Raw genomic sequence first — 17,278 nt, 5'->3', positions numbered from 1 at the left:
TTCCCTAAGGACCTGATTATGATTCATTCGGATAAGCAAAAACGGCAGATTGACTTGCTTGTGGCAGCGCCTCGCGGCTTTTGCGCAGGCGTCGACCGCGCCATAAAAATCGTCGAGCTGGCGATTAAAAAATATGGCGCACCGGTCTATGTCCGGCACGAAATCGTCCACAACCGCTATGTTGTCGACGAATTGAAGAAAATGGGCGCGATATTTGTCGAGGAACTGGACGAAGTGCCCGATGGCGTGCCTGTCGTTTTTTCGGCGCACGGCGTGCCCAAGGCTGTTCCCCATAAAGCCGAAGAGCGTGGTCTGGAATATCTCGATGCGACCTGTCCCCTGGTATCCAAGGTCCATCGTCAGGCGGAACGGCAAACCGAAGCAGGCCGCCATATCATTTTCGTGGGCCACGCCTATCACCCCGAGGTGATCGGCACTTTCGGCCAGGTCGAGGAAGGCCAGATGACCCTGGTGGAAACGCTCGAGGATGTCGCCGCGCTGGACCCGGCAGATCCGGACGCGCTCGCTTTTCTGACCCAGACGACCTTGTCGGTCGATGACACCCATGCGATTGTCGCGGCACTGCAGGCGCGTTTCCCCTCCATCGTCGGACCAAAAGGCGAGGATATCTGCTACGCCACCTCCAACCGTCAGGATGCGGTTAAGAAAATCGCAGAAACCTGCGAACTCGTGTTTGTCATCGGCGCTCCCAACAGCTCGAACAGCCTGCGCCTGGTAGAGGTTGCCGAGCGCTGCGGCGCAAGAGCGAAACTGATCCAGCGCGCCAGCGAAATCGACCTCGCCTGGCTGGATGGCGTCAACAGCCTGGGCCTGACCGCTGGAGCATCGGCGCCGGAAATATTGGTGAACGAGGTACGCCTCCTGCTCGAAGGCCATTTCGACATCCGCGAGGAAAAGGTCACGACCGCTGACGAGAATATGGTCTTCAAACTGCCCCGCGGACTCGAAGCGGCCTGATGGCGGTCTATACCAAGGTCAGCGCAGAGGAAATCGACCAGTTCCTCACCCGTTTCGATGCCGGAACACTGGTGTCTGCCAAGGGCATTGCCGAAGGCGTGGAGAACAGCAATTATCTGCTGGAAACAACCCAGGACCGGTTCATCCTGACCTTGTATGAAAAAAGGGTCGACCCCGCCGACCTGCCGTTTTTCATCGCCATGCTCGACCATCTGGCCGAGCATGGCTGTCTGGTACCGCCGATGATCGCCGACCGCGAAGGGACGAAAATCCACAACCTTTGCGGGCGCCGCGCCTGTCTGATAAAATTTCTGCCCGGCGTTTCCGTCAGCCACCCGACCGCCGCCCAAGCACGCGCGACAGGCGAAGCACTGGGCGAGATGCACAGAGCGCTTGCCGATTTCGGGCCTGAACGACGCAACAGCCTTGATCATGACGGCTGGTGGTCGCTGGCGGAGCAATGTGGTCCGGCCGAACTCGACAAAATCGCCCCGGGCCTTGCGCAGGCGATTGCCGATGAACTGGATCATCTCGACCAACATTGGCCGCACCACCTGCCCCGCTCGGTTATTCACGCAGACCTTTTCCCCGACAATGTGTTAATGCTCGGCGATCGGGTCACCGGCCTGATCGACTTTTACTTCTCCTGCACCGATATCCGTGCCTATGATCTCGCCGTGACCCACGCAGCCTGGTGCTTTTCGGACGACGGCACCGATTTTCACGACCCCGTCTCACAAGCCTTGATCGCGGGATACGCCTCGGCCTTCGCGCTCAGCGATGCCGAACGCGAGGCGCTTCCCTTGCTGGCCCGCGGCGCAGCGCTCCGGTTCCTGCTGACGCGGGCCTATGACTGGATCAACACGCCGGCCGATGCGCTGGTCACCCGCAAGCCGCCGCAAGCCTTTCTCCAGCGGCTGCGATATTATCAAAACCATCCGGATATTTTCAAACCATGACCGAAACGCAGATCGTAGAAATAGCCACAGACGGTGCGTGCAAGGGCAATCCGGGACCCGGCGGCTGGGGCGCGCTGATCCGTTTTGGTGACAAGGAAAAGGAAATTTCCGGCGGGGAACCGGACACCACCAATAACCGCATGGAGTTGCGCGCCGCCATCGAGGCGCTCAACACGCTCAAGCGCCCCTGCAAGGTCAAGCTGTCAATCGACAGCAAATATGTAAAAGACGGCATTACCCAATGGATTTTCGGCTGGCAGAAAAACGGCTGGAGAACAGCCGCGCGAAAGCCGGTCAAGAATGCCGATCTCTGGCAGGACCTCTTAAAGGCGGTCGAACCCCATCAGATCGAATGGGAGTGGGTCAAGGGCCATGCAGGCGACGCCGACAATGAGCGCGCCGACCAGCTGGCCAGCGATGCTGCCATGAACATCGCCGCAAATGGCCGCAATTTCTAGGGTCAGTCCCTAGCTATTGTCTTCAATCTCCGCGTTCGGTCCGTTTTTCAGGATCGAACTGATCGCATTCTTGGCGCTGGCTTTGCTGGAATAGCCTTCGGTCGAGAAAATGACTTCGCTATTATATTTGAAGCGAACGCGAAATTCGCCCTTCTTGTCTTTCCAGATTTCGAATTTATGCGCCATCTCGATACTCTCCTTCTGTTGGGTGTCTGGAAACATAGAGCCTCAGACAGACATCGCAACGCCCCGCTTGTAAAACCTTGCTTCCTAGGAAAAACGCGAAGCCGCGTAGAGACTGACATCAATAGCGTGCAGGCTTTCGTCGGGGGCCTGCCCCAGCAGCACCGATCGGGCGAGTTTCGCAGCAGCCGGAGCTGTCTGGATACCAAAACCGCCCTGCCCGGCAAACCAGAAGAAATCGGAGTCTGCGCCATCAAAGCCGATAACCGGCAGACGATCCGGGGCAAAGCTGCGCAGGCCGGCCCATTTCCGGCTAACCCGTTTGACCTTCACATCCACCGCCTTTTCAAACCGGTCAATGGCGATCGCAACGCTTAGCTCGTCCGGCGCAACGTCCCCCGGCTCGGATGGAATTTCGTCGTGCGGACTAAGCCAATAGCCCCCGCCCGGTTCCGGTTTGAAATAGAAACTGCCATCCAGTCCGACAACCAACGGCATATCCAGCGACGATGGCGGATCGGTTTCGATCTGGACCATGTTGCGAATCAGCGGCTGGATACCAATCGGCTTCACATCAGCCAGCCGCGCGACGCTGTCTGCCCAGGCACCGGCAGCGTTGACGAGCACAGTCGCGTGATAAATCTCTTCTCTCGCGGTCAGCTCCCATCCCCGGTCATCCTTCCGGATTTGCGAAACCGGTGCCCGGCAGAGGAGTTCCACCCCCTTCCGTTTTGCGTCTCTCAGATAGGCGGCATGCAATGCGGCAACGTCGATATCACGGCAATCCGGCTCATAAACCGCGTGTTTCCAGACAGGTTTCAAGTCAGGAACGAGCGCGGTCGCCTGCTCCCAGGACCAACGCTCCATGGTCAGGCCACTGCCGTCGAATTCCGCGAGAAACTCCTCTGCCAGATGCCGCTGTTCGTCCTGGCCGATGTTGATAGCGCGGCGCGGACCGAGGAAGCCGGTCGGAGAGAAATCCGCCGGTGGCTCGTCGAGAAATGCTCTGGATGCCGACGTCAGGGGCTGAACCCGGGGCCCACCGTAAGTTTCCGTCCAGAACGCGGCCGAGCGGCCGGTCGAATGATAGCCGGGCTGGTCCTCGGCCTCGAGCAGCAGAACCGACCGATCCGCGCCAATCTCGGAGGCGATACTGGCTCCGGCAATGCCGGCGCCGATTATGGCGACATCAAATTCTTTCATTGTGGGGGTGCTACTCGGTCAAGAAAGGAGAAACAGGCGTTGAGTGCCGAATCGCGGACATCGTCAACTTCCCGAAAAATCTCGTGGGCGGATTCCGGTCCGAACAATTTCAGTTCGGCCTTGGGCATCAGACCGACCGCCCGCTCGATCGTCGGGTGATCCACCAGTTCGTCCGTCGAGGTCGCCAATATCAGAATCGGGATATCCATTCGCGACAGTTTTCGCCGGTTCCGCAGCTTTCTGGTCGAGGAATAAGCCCGTTCGACCCAACGCCAGCTCGCCGGTCCCAGGCGGACGAAGGGACGCTCGCGAAACCAGAAAAATTCGTCCGAATAGCGGGCGGCATCGTGGGTCAGCAGGCCTTGGCGCAATATTTGTGGCTCCAGCGGATTATCAGCCGCCTTCCAGGCACGCCGCCCGGCACGGCCCAGAACGCACATGAACTTGGCAATCAATTGCGCTGTCCATTCCGGCATGCCGCCGCCAGCGGGAGCGAGCATCGGCGCGCTTAATATGGCGGCATCGGGCTGAATAAGGTTCTCGGTCAGCGCTCGCAAAACCAGATGCCCGCCCATGCTGTGGCCAAGCACGACATGCGGTCCGGGGCGGCTGGCGTGCCATTGATCATATAAGGCCGCCAGATCACCCGTCCATGTCGCAAAATCATCGATATGGCCGACATGCGGATGCGCGCCGCAACGCCCCGATCCGCCCTGCCCGCGCCAGTCAACCGTGGTGATATTCCATCCGCGGCTGTGAAAGTCGTGAAATGTTTCAAGATATTTCTCGTAGAAGTCAGCCCGTCCGGTCATGAACAGGACCGATCCTCTCGGCTTGTCCTGCCGCCATTCCAATTGCCTGAATCGCCAGCCATCGGGTCCGATCCAGGTCTGTTCTTCTGCACCCGACGGAATCGCACGGCGATCAAAGCGCTCGGCCTGGACGCCTGTCATGTCACGCTTGGTCATTGTCACACTGTCGGAAGATAAAAACCGCTCCGGTAATCGTGGTTACTATTTGGTAAGGCAAATTAACTAGACGGTCTGTCTATGGATAGCGAAACCTTCATCTACTTGCTCTGGGGCGGATTGGCAATTGCACTGATTGTCGCAGCAATTACCGACCTCAAGAGACGCCATATCTCGAACTGGCTGAATCTCTCGATCGCGCTTGCTGCTCCGGCTCTCTGGATCGCCAGCGGCATGACATTCTGGCCGGAGATCGCCGGGCAAATCGGTTTGGCTGCTGTCATATTTACCATATTCGCCGGAATGTTCGCGATCGGTGCGATGGGTGGCGGTGACGTCAAACTGCTGACGGCCCTTGCTTTCTGGATGCATTGGCTGACTTTTCTCGAACTCTTGGTGATCATGTCAATCGCCGGCGGCGTGCTGACGTTGTTAATGATGATCGGCAAGAGAATCAAAAAGACCGAGGGTCCAATAAAGGTTCCATATGGCGTGGCCATCGCTTTTGCGGGGCTTTGGACCATTTGGGGCATCGTGGGGCAAAGTTCACAAACGATATTTTAACCAATTTACTCGAAAGAGGAAATGACCGCCAATGGAACCATTCGGGCGGGGGCATTCAGGAGGCGTGAAACGTCATGGACAAGAAGAAGATCATTTTGCTGGTTGGCGCACTGATCGTGGCTGCGGTCACGGCGATGCTCGCCAAGAACATGTTTGACGGTGCCTCCGCGCCGCAAGCGGAAGCAAGAAAAACCGAAGTGCTTGGCGAAGAGATTCTCGTCGCCACTCGTGCGCTTCCCGTCGGCACCATTATCACGCCCGACAGCTTCCGTTTCCAGCCCTGGCCGAAGAACCTGATCGAGGAAGCCTATTTCATGAAAGAAGGCACCGATCTTAATACGCTCGCAGGCACCGTGGTACGCAATCCGATCACCGCCGGCCAGCCGATGACCAAAGGCTCGCTCGTTGCTCCGGGTGATCGCGGCTTTCTAGCCGCAGCTCTCGGCCCCGGAATGCGCGCGGTCACGATCCCCGTGTCCGGCCTGACCGGTGTCGCCGGCTTCGTTTTCCCAGGCGACCGGGTCGACCTGATGCTGACCCAGTCGGTGCAGGGCGAAGGACCTGAGCTCAAGGTTTCGGAAACCGTTATCCGCAATTTGCGCGTTCTGGCGACCGACAACCGGATAACCGCATCGAAAAATGAAGCAGGGCAGCAAATTCCCCAGACGGCAAAGCTTGTTACTCTTGAAGCCACCCCCAAAATTGCGGAGCAGATATCGGTTGCCCAGACCCTGGGGACGTTGAGCCTGTCTCTGCGTTCGCTGGCAGACAGCGCAGCAGAGCTGGAAGAAGCTATTGCTTCCGGCGCGATCAAATTGCCGAAAACAGATGATCCGGTGCTTGAAGCCGACATGCTCCGTTCGCTGGCCGCGCGACCAAGCAGCAAAAAATCGACCTTCTCGACCGGGGGCGATGTGTCACGCTTTGAAACGCGCTCGCCACCGCCATTGGCTGAAAAAGAGAAACCTAAAGGTCCGGTAGTCCGCGTTGCACGCGGCAATGCGGTCGCTGATATCGAGTTTGGAGACAAGTAATGGCCGTAATATATGCAAAGCATAGCCGTTCGGTGAAAAAGCCAATGGGCGCTGCCGTCGTGGCTGCCCTCGCATTGGCCCTCGCTGCCAACAACGCAACCCCGTTGAACGCACAGTCGGTCAACGTCTCGCAACCGAATTCCAACATCTCGCTCGCTGTTGGCCGCGGTAAACTGATCACTCTGCCATCGCCGATTGAAGATATCTTCATCGCCGAAAATAATATCGCGGACGTCCAGGTACGGTCGCCGCGCCAGATATATATCTTCGGCAAAAAGGGTGGTCAGACCAGTTTTTATGCGACCAGCGCCTCCGGCAAGGTTGTCTTTTCTGCAGAAATCGCAGTCGGTGCGGAGATTTCCTCGATCGACCAGATGCTCGGTCTGGCAATGCCGGACGCGAATATTGCCGTCAGCACCACCAACAATTTCGTGCTGCTGACCGGCACCATCGCCAATCCGAGCGATGCAGAAGAAGCAGAAAATCTGGTCCAGGCGTTTGTCGGAGAGGGCACGCGGGTCGTCAGCCGGCTGAAAACAGCGACGCCGATGCAGGTTAACCTGAAGGTTCGTTTTGCCGAAGTCAGCCGATCGCTGGCCAAAGAAATCAACGGCAATCTTCTGACTCGCGACACAACGGGTGGCTTCCAGTTCGGTGTATCGCGCGGACGCAATTTCGGTACGATCACCGATTTCAGCACCGCGGGCTTCCCTTCTTTGGATGCTTCACAACTTTACGGCCTGCCGGCAGGTTCGATTTCGCTTCCGTTCAATCCGTCGACCGGTCAGTTTGTGACTCCGGGCGGAACACAATTCAGCTCAACTTCAGGAACTGGTCTCAACACCATCGAGGCAGCGGGCCGCCTGTTCGGCGTCGATATTGCAACCGCTTTCGACGTATCGGAACGAGTCGGTCTGGTTACCACCCTGGCCTCGCCAAACCTGACGACCATTTCGGGTGAAACCGCCACCTTCCTTGCCGGCGGCGAGTTCCCCATTCCGATTTCGACCGGACTGGGTGAAGTATCCGTCCAGTACAAGAATTTTGGTGTCAGCCTGTCCTATACGCCGACGGTTCTTTCCAACGGCCGGATTTCGATCCGCGTCGCTCCGGAAGTTTCGGAAATCACCTCGAACGGGGCCGTTGTCCTCAACGGTTTCAGTATCCCCGCGGTATCAACCCGCCGGGCAGAGACGACCGTTGAACTTGGATCGGGCGAAAGCTTCATGATCGCCGGCCTGATGCAGAACAGCTATAACTCGGCAATCGATAAAACGCCCGGTCTGGCGGATGTTCCAATCCTTGGCACCTTGTTCAAATCCGATGGCTATCGCCGGAATGAAACCGAGCTGATGATCGTTGTCACCCCTTATCTGGTAAAACCCGTGACCGACAACGAGATCGTCCTGCCCACTGACGGCTTCAAGGCTGCCAATGATGCAGAACGCTTCCTGATGAACCGGAACCACTCCGGCACCGGGGGCGATCGACCAAAACCGGCGCTCGCTCCGGCGGCTCCCGAAGGGCAGACTTTTGGTAGCCTGGACCCACAGGTCCCAGCCAAATCCGCTAAAAAATCCAAGAAATCCGGCAGCGCTGCTCCTGGTTTCAGCTTCGACAAATAAGCCAGATCAGGAGAACAGATCATGCGCATCGTTTCAATGGCACTCATTACCGCCCTCGGTCTCTCGGTTACTGCCTGCGGCAGCACGACTGCGAACCGCAGCGTCTACAGCGAACGCCAGCCGGTTGTTTCGAAGACGAATTACGTACTGGATCTGAGCGCTGGCAATGGCGGATTGTCCACGGCTGAACAGAACCGGCTCTCGGGCTGGTTCGACGCTCTCGACCTTGGCTATGGTGATCGCGTCGCGATCGACGATCCGGGCTATTCCGCGAGTGCCGTGGCCAGAAATGCTGTTGAATCCATCGTGGCTCGCTATGGCCTGCTGGTCAGCGACAAAGCGCCCGTGACCGAAGGATATGTCCCGGCCGGTCTGGTGCGGGTAGTAGTGTCGCGGACCAGGGCTTCGGTACCGGGATGCCCAGATTTCAGCCATCGCAGCCATAGTGATTTCCAGGCTCGTACCAGCGAAAATTACGGTTGCGGAACCAACAGCACCATGGCGGCAATGATTGCCGATCCCGAAGATCTGATCCGCGGAAAAAATGCCGCGGGCGAAGATCAGGCGCAGGCGTCCAAGGCCATTCGCGCTTATCGTGACAAGAAAGTTGGAGAACAATAATGAACGCTCCCTGGAAACCAGGCTCGATCAGCGGACGTGATCCATTTGCCGCATTTGTTTGCGACGACGACACGCTGGACTTGCTCCGTCCTGTTGTCGAAGAAATGGGCTGGGCGGCTGACAAATGCAACATGGGCGGGCTACGCAACGCCGTTCAGAACCTCTCCATTTCTGCCAGCCCGAATATCTTGCTGGTCGACCTGTCTGAATCTGGCGACCCGTTGAACGACATCAATTCGCTGGCCGAGGTCTGCGAACCGGGCACCGTTGTGATTGCCATGGGCCAGGTTAACGACGTGCGCCTCTATCGCGATCTGATTATCAGCGGCTTGCAGGATTATCTGTTGAAGCCGTTTACACCGGACCAGTTACGTGACGTTTTGAGCCAGGCGCAAGCTGTATTCAACGCTCCGAAAAGCGACGACGGACACGCCGAAAAAACGCATATTTCAACCGCAGTAATCGGCACACGCGGTGGTGTCGGAGCTTCAACCATCGCAACGTCGCTCGCATGGTTGCTCAGCCAGGAGAAGGAACGCCTGACCGCGTTGCTTGATCTGGATGTCCACTTCGGAACCGGTGCGCTGTCGCTGGATCTGGAGCCCGGTCGCGGTCTTACCGATGCGATTGACAACCCGAGCCGGATTGATGGCCTGTTCATCGAACGCGCCATGATCAAGGCCAATGACAAATTATCGCTGCTTTCGGCGGAAGCACCGATCAATTCGCCGATGATGACCGATGGCACTGCCTTTTTCCAACTGCAGGAAGAATTTCGCGCGGCCTTTGATTGCACCGTGATCGATTTGCCACGCGACATGCTGATAAATTATCCGCATCTCCTCGGCGACGTCAACGCAACCGTCATTGCCACTGAACTGACGCTGGCATCGGCCCGCGACTGCATCCGTTTGCTGTCCTGGCTAAAATCCCACGCAGCACAGAGCAAGGTCTATGTCGTGGCCAACAAGGTCCAGACCAGCAATCTGGAAATCAGCCGCCAGGATTTTGAAAGTTCGATCGAACGCAAGATCGACATCCTCATTCCCTATGACGCAAAAACGGCGGCGCAATCCGCCAAAATGGGTCAGGCACTGGTTCAAGCAGGCCGGTCCAGCAAAGCCGCGGCAAAAATTATCGAGCTGTCCAACCTCGTGCTTGGTTCCGTCGACGATGGCGACGACGAATCTGGATCCGGCGAGAAACAGTCGATCATGGGAAAGCTGGGAGATTTTAAGTCATTTCTCCCGTCGAAAAAAGTCAAGGAAACGGCTCCTAAAGCCTGAAGCAGTTACAAACAGTCTTCAGCTTAAAAGGAATTAGACTATGGGTATGATGCAAATCGCGATGTTAGGTGCAGGTGTTCTGGCAGTGGTACTGCTGATCATTTTTGCATTTGTCGGCCCATCTGTGTCCAAGGCAACGGCACGACGGCTGGACAAGGTCAAATATCGTCATTCCGATAACGCCAATGTGCAGGTCGAAGCGCAAATGAAAAAGGCGCTCTCGGCTCGTCGGAAAACGACGCGACCCAAGGGCGAAAACATGACCAAGATGGAAATCTTGGCGATCCGGTTGGAGAAAACCGGAAAGAACTGGCCACTGTCCTATTTTTTCTACGCGGTCGGTGGAATATTCACGCTCCTGTTCGGAGTGTTGCTCATCAAGGGTGCGCCGCTTCTGCTATGTGTTTTCGTCGGCCTGCTCGTCGGCGCCGGACTGCCACATTTCGTCGTCGGATTCATGATAAGCCGACGGGTCGGGAAGTTTACTGCTTCCTTTCCCGATGCGATCGAATTGCTTGTTCGCGGTTTGCGTTCAGGCCTGCCTGTAACCGAAACGATCGGCGTGGTTGCCAAGGAAATTGGCGGCCCGGTTGGCGAAGAATTCCAGAAGGTCGTCGACCGGATCAAGATCGGCCAGACCATGGAAGATGCTTTGCAGGAAAGCGCCAAACGCATGGACACGCCGGAATTCAAGTTTTTCTGCATCACCCTGGCAATTCAACGTGAGACTGGTGGTAACCTGGCGGAAACCCTGTCCAACCTCGCCGAAGTGCTACGTAAACGTGGACAGATGAAGCTCAAGATCAAGGCGATGTCGTCTGAATCAAAGGCTTCTGCCTATATCGTGGGATCATTGCCCTTCATCGTGTTCGGACTGGTTTACTCCGTCAATCCGACCTACCTGGCTGGCTTTTTCTACGAAGAACGTTTGATAATCGCCGGCATGGGCGGCCTGACGTGGATGAGCATTGGTGTGTTCATCATGGCCAAAATGGTCAGTTTCGAGATTTAAAAGTGAAGGTGCAAGGCAAATGACCAGCGGCGGCGGACCAACATTACTGGGCGTAGACGTTCTGTGGGTGGCGACAATCTTGTCTGCAGTCGCAGCGGCAGCCGTATTTTTTGCAATCTATGCCGCCGTCACGGTGCGCGATCCGATGGCCAAGCGGGTCAAGGCGTTGAACGAACGTCGTGAACAGCTCAAGGCCGGCATCACCGCTTCGACCACCAAGAAGCGTGCGAAGCTGGTGCAGCAGAATGATACGACCGACCGCATGCGCAATATCCTGTCGTCGATGCAGGTCTTGCAGGACACCCAGGTCAAGGAAGCGCAACAGAAGCTGGCTCAAGCCGGTATCCGGTCGAAGGATCTGGCTTTTGTCGTCATCTTCAGTCGACTGGTACTGCCGATCCTGCTCGGCGGCGGGGCAGCGCTGGCGATATACGGCTTCGACTATCTCGCTGACTGGTCCGACCTCAAGCGTTTCGGCGTTTTCGCCGGTGCAACCTTGGCAGGATATAAGGGTGCAGACGTATATCTCAACAACCTGATTGCCAAGCGGACCGACCTGATCCGAAAAGGATTGCCGGATGCGATCGATCTGCTCGTGATCTGTGCTGAAGCCGGTCTGACCGTCGACACGGCCTTTGCCCGGGTTTCGAAAGAACTTGGCAGCGCCTATCCGGAACTGGCAGACGAATTCTCGCTGACCTCCATCGAACTGGGCTTCCTCACCGAACGGCGGCAGGCATTTGAAAATCTCGCTTATCGCGTGGCTCTCGAACATGTCAAAGGTGTGGTGACAACGATGATCCAGACCGAGAAATATGGTACGCCGCTGGCGTCCTCCTTAAGGGTTCTCTCCGCAGAATTCCGCAACGACCGGATGATGCGCGCCGAAGAAAAGGCCGCGCGTCTGCCTGCCATCATGACGATCCCGCTGATCCTGTTCATTTTGCCGGTTTTGTTCATCGTGATCCTCGGCCCCGCGGCCTGCTCGATCTCCGATGCGATGATGTAGCGCGAGAAGCTTTCAGACAATCAAGAGAGCGGCAGGTGACTGCCGCTCTTTTTCATTCCGCTGCGATCGCGTCAGCCGATTTCTTTATCTTTTCCAGCATCGCAGAAAGCGCCGCCTTCTCGTCCGCGCTGAGCACGGACATGATTTTCTTGTCCATGGCCTGGGCAGCGGGAAGGATTTTCCCGTAAAGATCGCGGCCGACGCTGCTCAGCAGCAAATGATGAGAGCGGCCATCGGCTGTATTGGGGCTGCGTTCGAGCAGATTCCGATCGACAAGATTTTTTACCGCACGATTGACGGTCACTTTGTCCATCAGCGTCGCTTCGACGAGATGCCGTTGCGTCGAGGCTCCGCGCGTGCCCAGCACAGACATCACCCGCCATTCCGGTATTTTGAGGCCGAAAAGGCTTTTATACTCGCCGGCAATCACGTCGCTTACGACATTGGATGTCGTCGAGAGCTGGTAAGGCAGATAATCATCAAGCTTGAAGGTCATAAGTAATATTTATTCAATTTCAACACGAAGTCCAATCCAAAATGTCCGTGGAAAGGCACGCTCTATAATTCCGTTGCTACTGACTGCAGTCTCTACCCGTGCATCGAGAAGATTCTCAACCCGGGTTTCGACCAGCAGCCGATCATTGACGGCGAGCGCCATCCGGCCATCGATCGTGAAAGCATCGGCGAGGCTGAGGATATTCACATCATCCTCGAACTGCTGCCCGGCATAGCGCGCCGAGAGGCTTGCCCCCGAGCCATTATCGGATTCCCAGCGGATGGACCCCGAGGCGTTGTGCCGCGGAATCTGGGCCGGTCGCAACCCGTCGATCGCGGCAGCAGCGCCGGTGCCATCCACCTCCGCATCAACATAGGAATAGGCGGCGCGGAACGTCAGACCCTCGACCAGATCAAATTCCGCATCGATTTCAAAGCCCTTGGATCGGATCGCTTCAAGATTTTGACGCTGGCTATAGGTGCCGTCCGGTGAAACAAAGCCGACCCCGGGGAAGACGCCAGGGCCGTTGTCCAGCGTGACATTGGCAACCGCGTTGTCGAGCTGGTTGTAGAAGGCCGTCAACCCCAGACGGACCGGTCCATTGTCCCAGTCCACCCCCAGTTCGGCGCCCTTAACCCGTTCGGGTTCGAGCAATTCATTGGCCGCCGTCGCATCATCACCGACCCGGAATGGCCGGAACAGCTCGTTCAGCGTCGGCAAGCGCCAGCCGAGATAGGCGGCACCGCGCAACGTGAGCATATCAGTTGCCTGATAGGCAAAGCCGCCGCGTCCGGTGAACTCATTGCCGCTGCGATTGGCAAATTTCTCGTCCGACCGCACCGCTCCCGGGAAGGGGCTTATCAGCTCGATCTCGCGGCGGAAGCCGTTGTCGATGGACCAGAAATCAATGCGTCCGCCACCGGTCAGGACCAGCGCGTCACTCGCCTGCACACTGGCTTCGACAAAGCCGCCATAGGTCGCGGTACTGCCGCCTGCCCTGCGGCTGCGCCGCGGGGTGTCATTATCGGCAAAGAAGAAATTTTCGTTCGTGGTGCCTTCGGTCCGGCGCCAGTCGCCGCCAATCCGCAGTTCGACGTCGTCCCCGACCGGTGGCCGCACTTCAAAGCGCGCACCGAGACCGGTGGACGGCACGTTAAACTGCTCGAAGACGCGGCTGACCGAATTGCGATCATCCGCGACGCCGCCAAAGCTGACATCGAAATTGCGGATCTGGAGATAGGCGAGAGCCGACCATTGCCAGTCGGAATAGCGATCGACCAGCCGGATGCTGGCATCGGCACCATCATTGTGATTTTCGCTGAAGGCAAAGCCGCGTTCGCGGTCGTCGATGAAAGCGCGGACATTGCTCTGCAATTCGACATTGTCGGATAGCGGCGCGACAAAGCGGACGGCAAGTCCGGCCTGTTCATATTCCGCCGGGCGATCTACCGAACCGCGCTGGCCTTCGATGATCGGGATGAAACCATCGCCGCGTGCGTAGTTGGCGGAAATGGTCAGTTGTCCCTGCCCCAGCTCGCGACCGAACAGCAGATCGGCATCGACGCTGTTGCGGCTGCCATAAGCGGCGCCCAATTCGATCCGGTCACCGACCTTGTCGCTGAACAATTCGATGGTTCCCGAAACCGCGCCCTGTCCGTCTGCGCCGCTGCCACCGCCACGTGTTATTCTGGCGCTGTTGAGCGCAAGCGCGTCATAGCCCGGCCAGGCAACCCAGCCACCGAAAGGATCGGCCTGCGGAACCCCGTCCAGCAAAAGCAGCGCGCGGGAGGATGCGTTTCCGCCAAGCCCCCGCAAGGTAACGCCCTGGCTGGTCGGATTGGCGGACCGCGCGTCGGACCTGCGAAATTGTTGGAGCCCCGGCACATCGCGCAACGAATTTTCGACGGACTGCGTCGAATCGAGCATTGTCTCGGTGGCACTATAGGCTTCGTCCCCCCGCAAAGCGGGCAATCCGGTCACGACAATCTCTGGCAGACGCATGTCGGCAATGACTATTCGATCTTCGTCATTCTCGGCCTGAACCTGCCCCCAGGCAGGAACGCTCGCCAGGCACAACGGGGCCAGCAAAGGCAACGCAAAATAATATTTTCTCATGGTCTAGCTGTTCATCCACTTTTGATGGACCGGCATATCTTCTGGCAGCCGGTGATAGTCTTGCGCGTCGCAGGCAAAATGGGCGCTGTCCGCTTTTCCGAAAACGCCCGGGTCGTCAAGCGTTCCGACTTTCAAGATCACCGCCGCCTCGAAGCCCGGTGCGCGGGTCGCCAGATGGGTACCGCAGTCGGCACAAAATTCCCGGGTCACGCCCTTTTCAAGATCGGCGCGCTTATAGCCTTTGACCGCCCCCTTGGTGACTTCAAAACCGTCCGCCGGCATTGCCATCAGCAACAGGCTGTTCCCTCCGGTCGTATATTGGCATTCGCGGCAAAAACATTCTGCTTTCAGCATCGGTTCGCCCTCGGCCTTGTAGCGCACCGCGCCGCAATAACATCCGCCTTCGATCGCCATATCAATCTTCCTTCACTGCTTCGGGAGCGGCTTTCTGAAAAGCCTCGAGTTGGTTGCACGCTGCGTCAATCCGGACCAGCTTGGGAAAATCGCTCAAATCCAGTTCGAAACGCCGCGCGTTATACATTTGCGGCACCAGACAGACGTCAGCCAGATTGGGCTTTTCTCCGCCGAACATTCCAGCTTCCGGTGCCATGGCTTCCAGCGCCACGAAACCTTCTTCGATCCAGTGGCGGTACCAGTTGTCGGTAACCGCCTGATCATGCCCCAGTTCATTCTTGAGATATTTCAATATCCGGAGATTGTTGACCGGATGAATATCGGCAGCGATGACCAGTGCTTGCGCCAATGTCCTGGCCCGCTCGGCCGGATCGCTCGACACCATCGGCGGATCATCATATTTGGCGTCAAGATAGTCGATAATCGCCAGTGACTGGGTCAGGTCATGCCCGTCGATACAAAGCATCGGAACAAAGCCCTGCGGATTACGGGCCACATAGTCCGGAGCCTTCTGGTCGCCATCCAGCAGGCTGGTGTTGATCGCGGTATAAGGGACACCCTTCAGGTTGAGCGCGATGCGCACCCGGAAGCTCGCCGAGCTGCGCCAATAATCGTAAAGAATGATATCTGTCATGCGCAGGCATTGCCGATTAGACCGCAGAAAAGCAAGCTTGGCTGCAATTATCCTATCAGGCCGCCATCGATCGGAATATCGCCACGCGGCTCAACCGACACCGGGCGTCCGGTCCGCCGGGCAAGTTCTTCCAGCATTGATGGCTGCAACTTGTTCGCAACAGCCGGATGCACTTCCAGCCGCATTGCGCCGGTGCCGCGATCCCGCTCTGCTTGTCGCAGCAGTTTCAGCGCGGCATTGACCGATCGATTGGCCTGCAGGATTTCCGGCACCGACGGCCGGACCTTGCGGCCGACAATCTGCATGAATCCAAAACCGTTGATCGCCGTGCGCTCGCAATTGGCGGTCATATGGTCGTCAAAAATAGCGGTAACCGCAGCGCGCTCGGCCTTCGCCTGCAACGTGGGGAAATCAACGCCGATATTGCCGGAGATATCGAACCGCACCAGCGCCAGCGCGACTTCTTTCGCGGCCCGCTTCGCCAGCTCGAACGATGCCAGCGGCCCGTCGACATCAAATAATGCCATCGCCGGGGTCAGAGAGACCAGCAGGCTTCCGCCTTCGAAATCGATCCGTCCGCTTTCCGCCTGTTCGACCGCTTCGTGCCAGCCATGCTGCCCGAAATAATCCGCCTCATGGGCATGGACCTGTTTGACCGGAAGACCGGATGCATGGATTTCCGCCAGCAAATCGGGCCCCTCGCACAAGCCACTGTCCGCGTCCGCGGGCTGCGCCTTGGCACGCTTGGCCTGGCCGCCGCGCTCGGTCATTGCGGCCCGGACAATGACCACCCGGACCATCGACCCTTCGGCCAGTCCCTTGGGCAGCGGTTGCAGCAAAGCCTCCTGCCCGTCCGGCAGGGTGACGATCCCGGACCTCCCAGCAACCCATTGTCGGGTGAATTTGGCATCGACCACCGCGCCGGCCCTGGCGCGGCCATCGGAGCGCTCGATCCGTATCTGCGCCGGTTCGTCATTTTCAATCAGCAACGCGCGGCTCTCGCCGATCCCGGCTTCATAAAGCCAGCCGTTTGCGAAATCAGCCAAGAGGATAGCCCGCGCTGATCAGCAGATTGCGGGTTTCGTAGAGCGGAAGCCCCATGATCCCGCTATAGCTTCCCGACATCCAGGTGACGAAGGCTTCCGCCGTGCCCTGTATCGCATAGCCGCCGGCCTTCCCCTGACCTTCGCCGGTGGCAATATAGGCTTCGATCTCGCTGGCCTCGAAACGCTTGAACTTGACGATGCTGTCGGACAATTTGGTTCGCGCTTTACCATCGGCTGCAATCACGCAAACCGCCGACATCACATGATGCCGCCGCCCGCTGACCAGTTCGAGAAATTTGCGTTGCTCCGCCGCATCGCCGGCCTGCCCCAATATCCTGCGCCCCACGGCAACCGTGGTATCGCCCGCGACCAGAATTTCATCATCAGCCCGTTCGACCGCAGCGGCCTTTTCCTGCGCCATCCGCAGGACATAGTCGCGCGGCAATTCGCCCTTGCGCGGAGACTCGTCTATATCGGGAGAGATGATACGGTCCGGCGTGACGCCCAGACGACCGAGCAGTTCCAGCCGGCGCGGGCTGGACGAAGCGAGGACCAGTTTCATGTCGGCAAACATCCTTCAGGCCGTTCGGGCCAAGCCTGTATAAGCCCTGTGCCGGAAGTGACCGCTCGCCGATAGCTGTCCTTTGACAGGCTCAGGACGAACGGCATACCA

The 17,278-nt window shown here is 57.9% G+C and carries 19 protein-coding genes; 10 read left to right on the top strand and 9 right to left on the bottom strand.

Annotated features, from left to right (window positions below):
* Window positions 1-18: 18 nt before the first annotated feature.
* Genes ispH through rnhA form a run of 3 tightly spaced genes read left to right on the top strand, consistent with a single transcriptional unit; the run spans window position 19 to window position 2,395 of the window.
* Window positions 19-978: a 4-hydroxy-3-methylbut-2-enyl diphosphate reductase gene (gene ispH, locus HUO14_RS01745; RefSeq protein ID WP_176278158.1), complete on the top strand. Its 960-nt coding sequence runs from the start codon at window positions 19-21 to the stop codon at window positions 976-978.
* Window positions 978-1,937 (top strand): homoserine kinase, encoded by a 960-nt coding sequence (thrB, locus tag HUO14_RS01740; RefSeq protein WP_176278157.1) that lies wholly within the window; start codon window positions 978-980, stop codon window positions 1,935-1,937. The genes ispH and thrB overlap by 1 nt, the downstream gene beginning before the upstream one ends.
* Entirely contained in the window at window positions 1,934-2,395 is a 462-nt protein-coding gene (rnhA, locus tag HUO14_RS01735) for a ribonuclease HI (protein ID WP_176278156.1), read from the top strand. The genes thrB and rnhA overlap by 4 nt, the downstream gene beginning before the upstream one ends.
* 9 nt (window positions 2,396-2,404) lie before the next feature.
* Here rnhA and HUO14_RS01730 read toward each other — a convergent pair whose 3' ends face one another.
* The 3 genes from HUO14_RS01730 to HUO14_RS01720 all read right to left on the bottom strand — a co-directional run bounded on the left by HUO14_RS01730 (window position 2,405) and on the right by HUO14_RS01720 (window position 4,749).
* Entirely contained in the window at window positions 2,405-2,581 is a 177-nt protein-coding gene (locus tag HUO14_RS01730) for a YegP family protein (RefSeq protein ID WP_089134585.1), read from the bottom strand.
* An 84-nt stretch (window positions 2,582-2,665) separates the two neighbouring features.
* Window positions 2,666-3,781, bottom strand: a complete 1,116-nt coding sequence (locus HUO14_RS01725) for an NAD(P)/FAD-dependent oxidoreductase (RefSeq protein ID WP_176278155.1) — start codon at window positions 3,779-3,781, stop codon at window positions 2,666-2,668.
* Complete coding sequence (locus HUO14_RS01720; protein WP_246255147.1) at window positions 3,778-4,749, bottom strand: alpha/beta fold hydrolase; 972 nt, start codon at window positions 4,747-4,749, stop codon at window positions 3,778-3,780. Before HUO14_RS01720 ends, HUO14_RS01725 begins: the two co-directional genes overlap by 4 nt.
* Before the next feature lie 81 nt (window positions 4,750-4,830).
* Here HUO14_RS01720 and HUO14_RS01715 point away from each other — a divergent pair, with 81 nt between their 5' ends.
* The 7 genes from HUO14_RS01715 to HUO14_RS01685 all read left to right on the top strand — a co-directional run bounded on the left by HUO14_RS01715 (window position 4,831) and on the right by HUO14_RS01685 (window position 11,900).
* The gene (locus HUO14_RS01715; RefSeq protein WP_176278154.1) at window positions 4,831-5,313 is read left to right on the top strand and encodes an A24 family peptidase; all 483 of its coding nucleotides are present in this window, start codon (window positions 4,831-4,833) and stop codon (window positions 5,311-5,313) included.
* 74 nt (window positions 5,314-5,387) lie between these two features.
* Window positions 5,388-6,347, top strand: coding sequence for a Flp pilus assembly protein CpaB (cpaB, locus tag HUO14_RS01710; protein WP_176278153.1), 960 nt, complete (start codon window positions 5,388-5,390; stop codon window positions 6,345-6,347).
* Window positions 6,347-7,972, top strand: a complete 1,626-nt coding sequence (locus HUO14_RS01705; RefSeq protein WP_176278152.1) for a type II and III secretion system protein family protein — start codon at window positions 6,347-6,349, stop codon at window positions 7,970-7,972. Before cpaB ends, HUO14_RS01705 begins: the two co-directional genes overlap by 1 nt.
* 21 nt (window positions 7,973-7,993) lie before the next feature.
* Window positions 7,994-8,593, top strand: coding sequence for a CpaD family pilus assembly protein (locus HUO14_RS01700; RefSeq protein ID WP_176278151.1), 600 nt, complete (start codon window positions 7,994-7,996; stop codon window positions 8,591-8,593).
* Entirely contained in the window at window positions 8,593-9,879 is a 1,287-nt protein-coding gene (locus tag HUO14_RS01695) for a nucleotide-binding protein (protein ID WP_176278150.1), read from the top strand. Before HUO14_RS01700 ends, HUO14_RS01695 begins: the two co-directional genes overlap by 1 nt.
* A 40-nt stretch (window positions 9,880-9,919) precedes the next feature.
* On the top strand, window positions 9,920-10,891 hold the full coding sequence (locus HUO14_RS01690; RefSeq protein WP_176278149.1) for a type II secretion system F family protein: 972 nt from the start codon (window positions 9,920-9,922) through the stop codon (window positions 10,889-10,891).
* A gap of 19 nt (window positions 10,892-10,910) precedes the next feature.
* Window positions 10,911-11,900 carry a type II secretion system F family protein gene (locus tag HUO14_RS01685; RefSeq protein ID WP_176278148.1) on the top strand — a complete coding sequence of 330 codons (990 nt, stop codon included), beginning with the start codon at window positions 10,911-10,913 and terminating at the stop codon, window positions 11,898-11,900.
* A 52-nt stretch (window positions 11,901-11,952) separates the two neighbouring features.
* On the opposite strand, the gene HUO14_RS01680 is transcribed toward HUO14_RS01685, so the two are convergent.
* Genes HUO14_RS01680 through HUO14_RS01655 form a run of 6 tightly spaced genes read right to left on the bottom strand, consistent with a single transcriptional unit; the run spans window position 11,953 to window position 17,167 of the window.
* Window positions 11,953-12,396: a MarR family winged helix-turn-helix transcriptional regulator gene (locus tag HUO14_RS01680; protein WP_176278147.1), complete on the bottom strand. Its 444-nt coding sequence runs from the start codon at window positions 12,394-12,396 to the stop codon at window positions 11,953-11,955.
* Between the two features lie 9 nt (window positions 12,397-12,405).
* Window positions 12,406-14,511, bottom strand: coding sequence for a TonB-dependent receptor (locus HUO14_RS01675; protein WP_176278146.1), 2,106 nt, complete (start codon window positions 14,509-14,511; stop codon window positions 12,406-12,408).
* Between the two features lie 3 nt (window positions 14,512-14,514).
* Window positions 14,515-14,925 (bottom strand): GFA family protein, encoded by a 411-nt coding sequence (locus HUO14_RS01670; RefSeq protein ID WP_176278145.1) that lies wholly within the window; start codon window positions 14,923-14,925, stop codon window positions 14,515-14,517.
* 1 nt (window position 14,926) lies between these two features.
* Window positions 14,927-15,559 carry a maleylacetoacetate isomerase gene (maiA, locus tag HUO14_RS01665; protein WP_176278144.1) on the bottom strand — a complete coding sequence of 211 codons (633 nt, stop codon included), beginning with the start codon at window positions 15,557-15,559 and terminating at the stop codon, window positions 14,927-14,929.
* Window positions 15,560-15,606: 47 nt separating this feature from the next.
* On the bottom strand, window positions 15,607-16,605 hold the full coding sequence (locus tag HUO14_RS01660) for a ribonuclease E/G (RefSeq protein ID WP_176278143.1): 999 nt from the start codon (window positions 16,603-16,605) through the stop codon (window positions 15,607-15,609).
* Window positions 16,598-17,167 carry a Maf family protein gene (locus HUO14_RS01655; RefSeq protein ID WP_176278142.1) on the bottom strand — a complete coding sequence of 190 codons (570 nt, stop codon included), beginning with the start codon at window positions 17,165-17,167 and terminating at the stop codon, window positions 16,598-16,600. Before HUO14_RS01655 ends, HUO14_RS01660 begins: the two co-directional genes overlap by 8 nt.
* Window positions 17,168-17,278 lie beyond the last annotated feature (111 nt).

This window comes from Parasphingorhabdus flavimaris, assembly GCF_013371215.1.
Classification (GTDB): Bacteria; Pseudomonadota; Alphaproteobacteria; order Sphingomonadales; family Sphingomonadaceae; genus Parasphingorhabdus; species Parasphingorhabdus flavimaris.
The sequence above is the reverse complement of the archived record's forward strand: the minus strand, read 5'-3'. Positions and strand labels throughout refer to the sequence as shown.

Bases quoted from the DNA above. Each gene is read 5' to 3' on its own strand.
- HUO14_RS01715 (WP_176278154.1), top strand. From the start codon at position 4,831: ATGGATAGCGAAACCTTCATCTACTTGCTCTGGGGCGGATTGGCAATT.
- HUO14_RS01730 (WP_089134585.1), bottom strand. From the start codon at position 2,581: ATGGCGCATAAATTCGAAATCTGGAAAGACAAGAAGGGCGAATTTCGC.
- HUO14_RS01690 (WP_176278149.1), top strand. From the start codon at position 9,920: ATGGGTATGATGCAAATCGCGATGTTAGGTGCAGGTGTTCTGGCAGTG.
- HUO14_RS01670 (WP_176278145.1), bottom strand. From the start codon at position 14,925: ATGGCGATCGAAGGCGGATGTTATTGCGGCGCGGTGCGCTACAAGGCC.
- HUO14_RS01680 (WP_176278147.1), bottom strand. From the start codon at position 12,396: ATGACCTTCAAGCTTGATGATTATCTGCCTTACCAGCTCTCGACGACA.
- HUO14_RS01695 (WP_176278150.1), top strand. From the start codon at position 8,593: ATGAACGCTCCCTGGAAACCAGGCTCGATCAGCGGACGTGATCCATTT.
- HUO14_RS01675 (WP_176278146.1), bottom strand. From the start codon at position 14,511: ATGAGAAAATATTATTTTGCGTTGCCTTTGCTGGCCCCGTTGTGCCTG.
- rnhA (WP_176278156.1), top strand. From the start codon at position 1,934: ATGACCGAAACGCAGATCGTAGAAATAGCCACAGACGGTGCGTGCAAG.
- HUO14_RS01725 (WP_176278155.1), bottom strand. From the start codon at position 3,781: ATGAAAGAATTTGATGTCGCCATAATCGGCGCCGGCATTGCCGGAGCC.
- HUO14_RS01720 (WP_246255147.1), bottom strand. From the start codon at position 4,749: ATGACCAAGCGTGACATGACAGGCGTCCAGGCCGAGCGCTTTGATCGC.
- cpaB (WP_176278153.1), top strand. From the start codon at position 5,388: ATGGACAAGAAGAAGATCATTTTGCTGGTTGGCGCACTGATCGTGGCT.
- HUO14_RS01705 (WP_176278152.1), top strand. From the start codon at position 6,347: ATGGCCGTAATATATGCAAAGCATAGCCGTTCGGTGAAAAAGCCAATG.
- HUO14_RS01700 (WP_176278151.1), top strand. From the start codon at position 7,994: ATGCGCATCGTTTCAATGGCACTCATTACCGCCCTCGGTCTCTCGGTT.
- ispH (WP_176278158.1), top strand. From the start codon at position 19: ATGATTCATTCGGATAAGCAAAAACGGCAGATTGACTTGCTTGTGGCA.
- HUO14_RS01655 (WP_176278142.1), bottom strand. From the start codon at position 17,167: ATGAAACTGGTCCTCGCTTCGTCCAGCCCGCGCCGGCTGGAACTGCTC.
- maiA (WP_176278144.1), bottom strand. From the start codon at position 15,559: ATGACAGATATCATTCTTTACGATTATTGGCGCAGCTCGGCGAGCTTC.
- thrB (WP_176278157.1), top strand. From the start codon at position 978: ATGGCGGTCTATACCAAGGTCAGCGCAGAGGAAATCGACCAGTTCCTC.
- HUO14_RS01685 (WP_176278148.1), top strand. From the start codon at position 10,911: ATGACCAGCGGCGGCGGACCAACATTACTGGGCGTAGACGTTCTGTGG.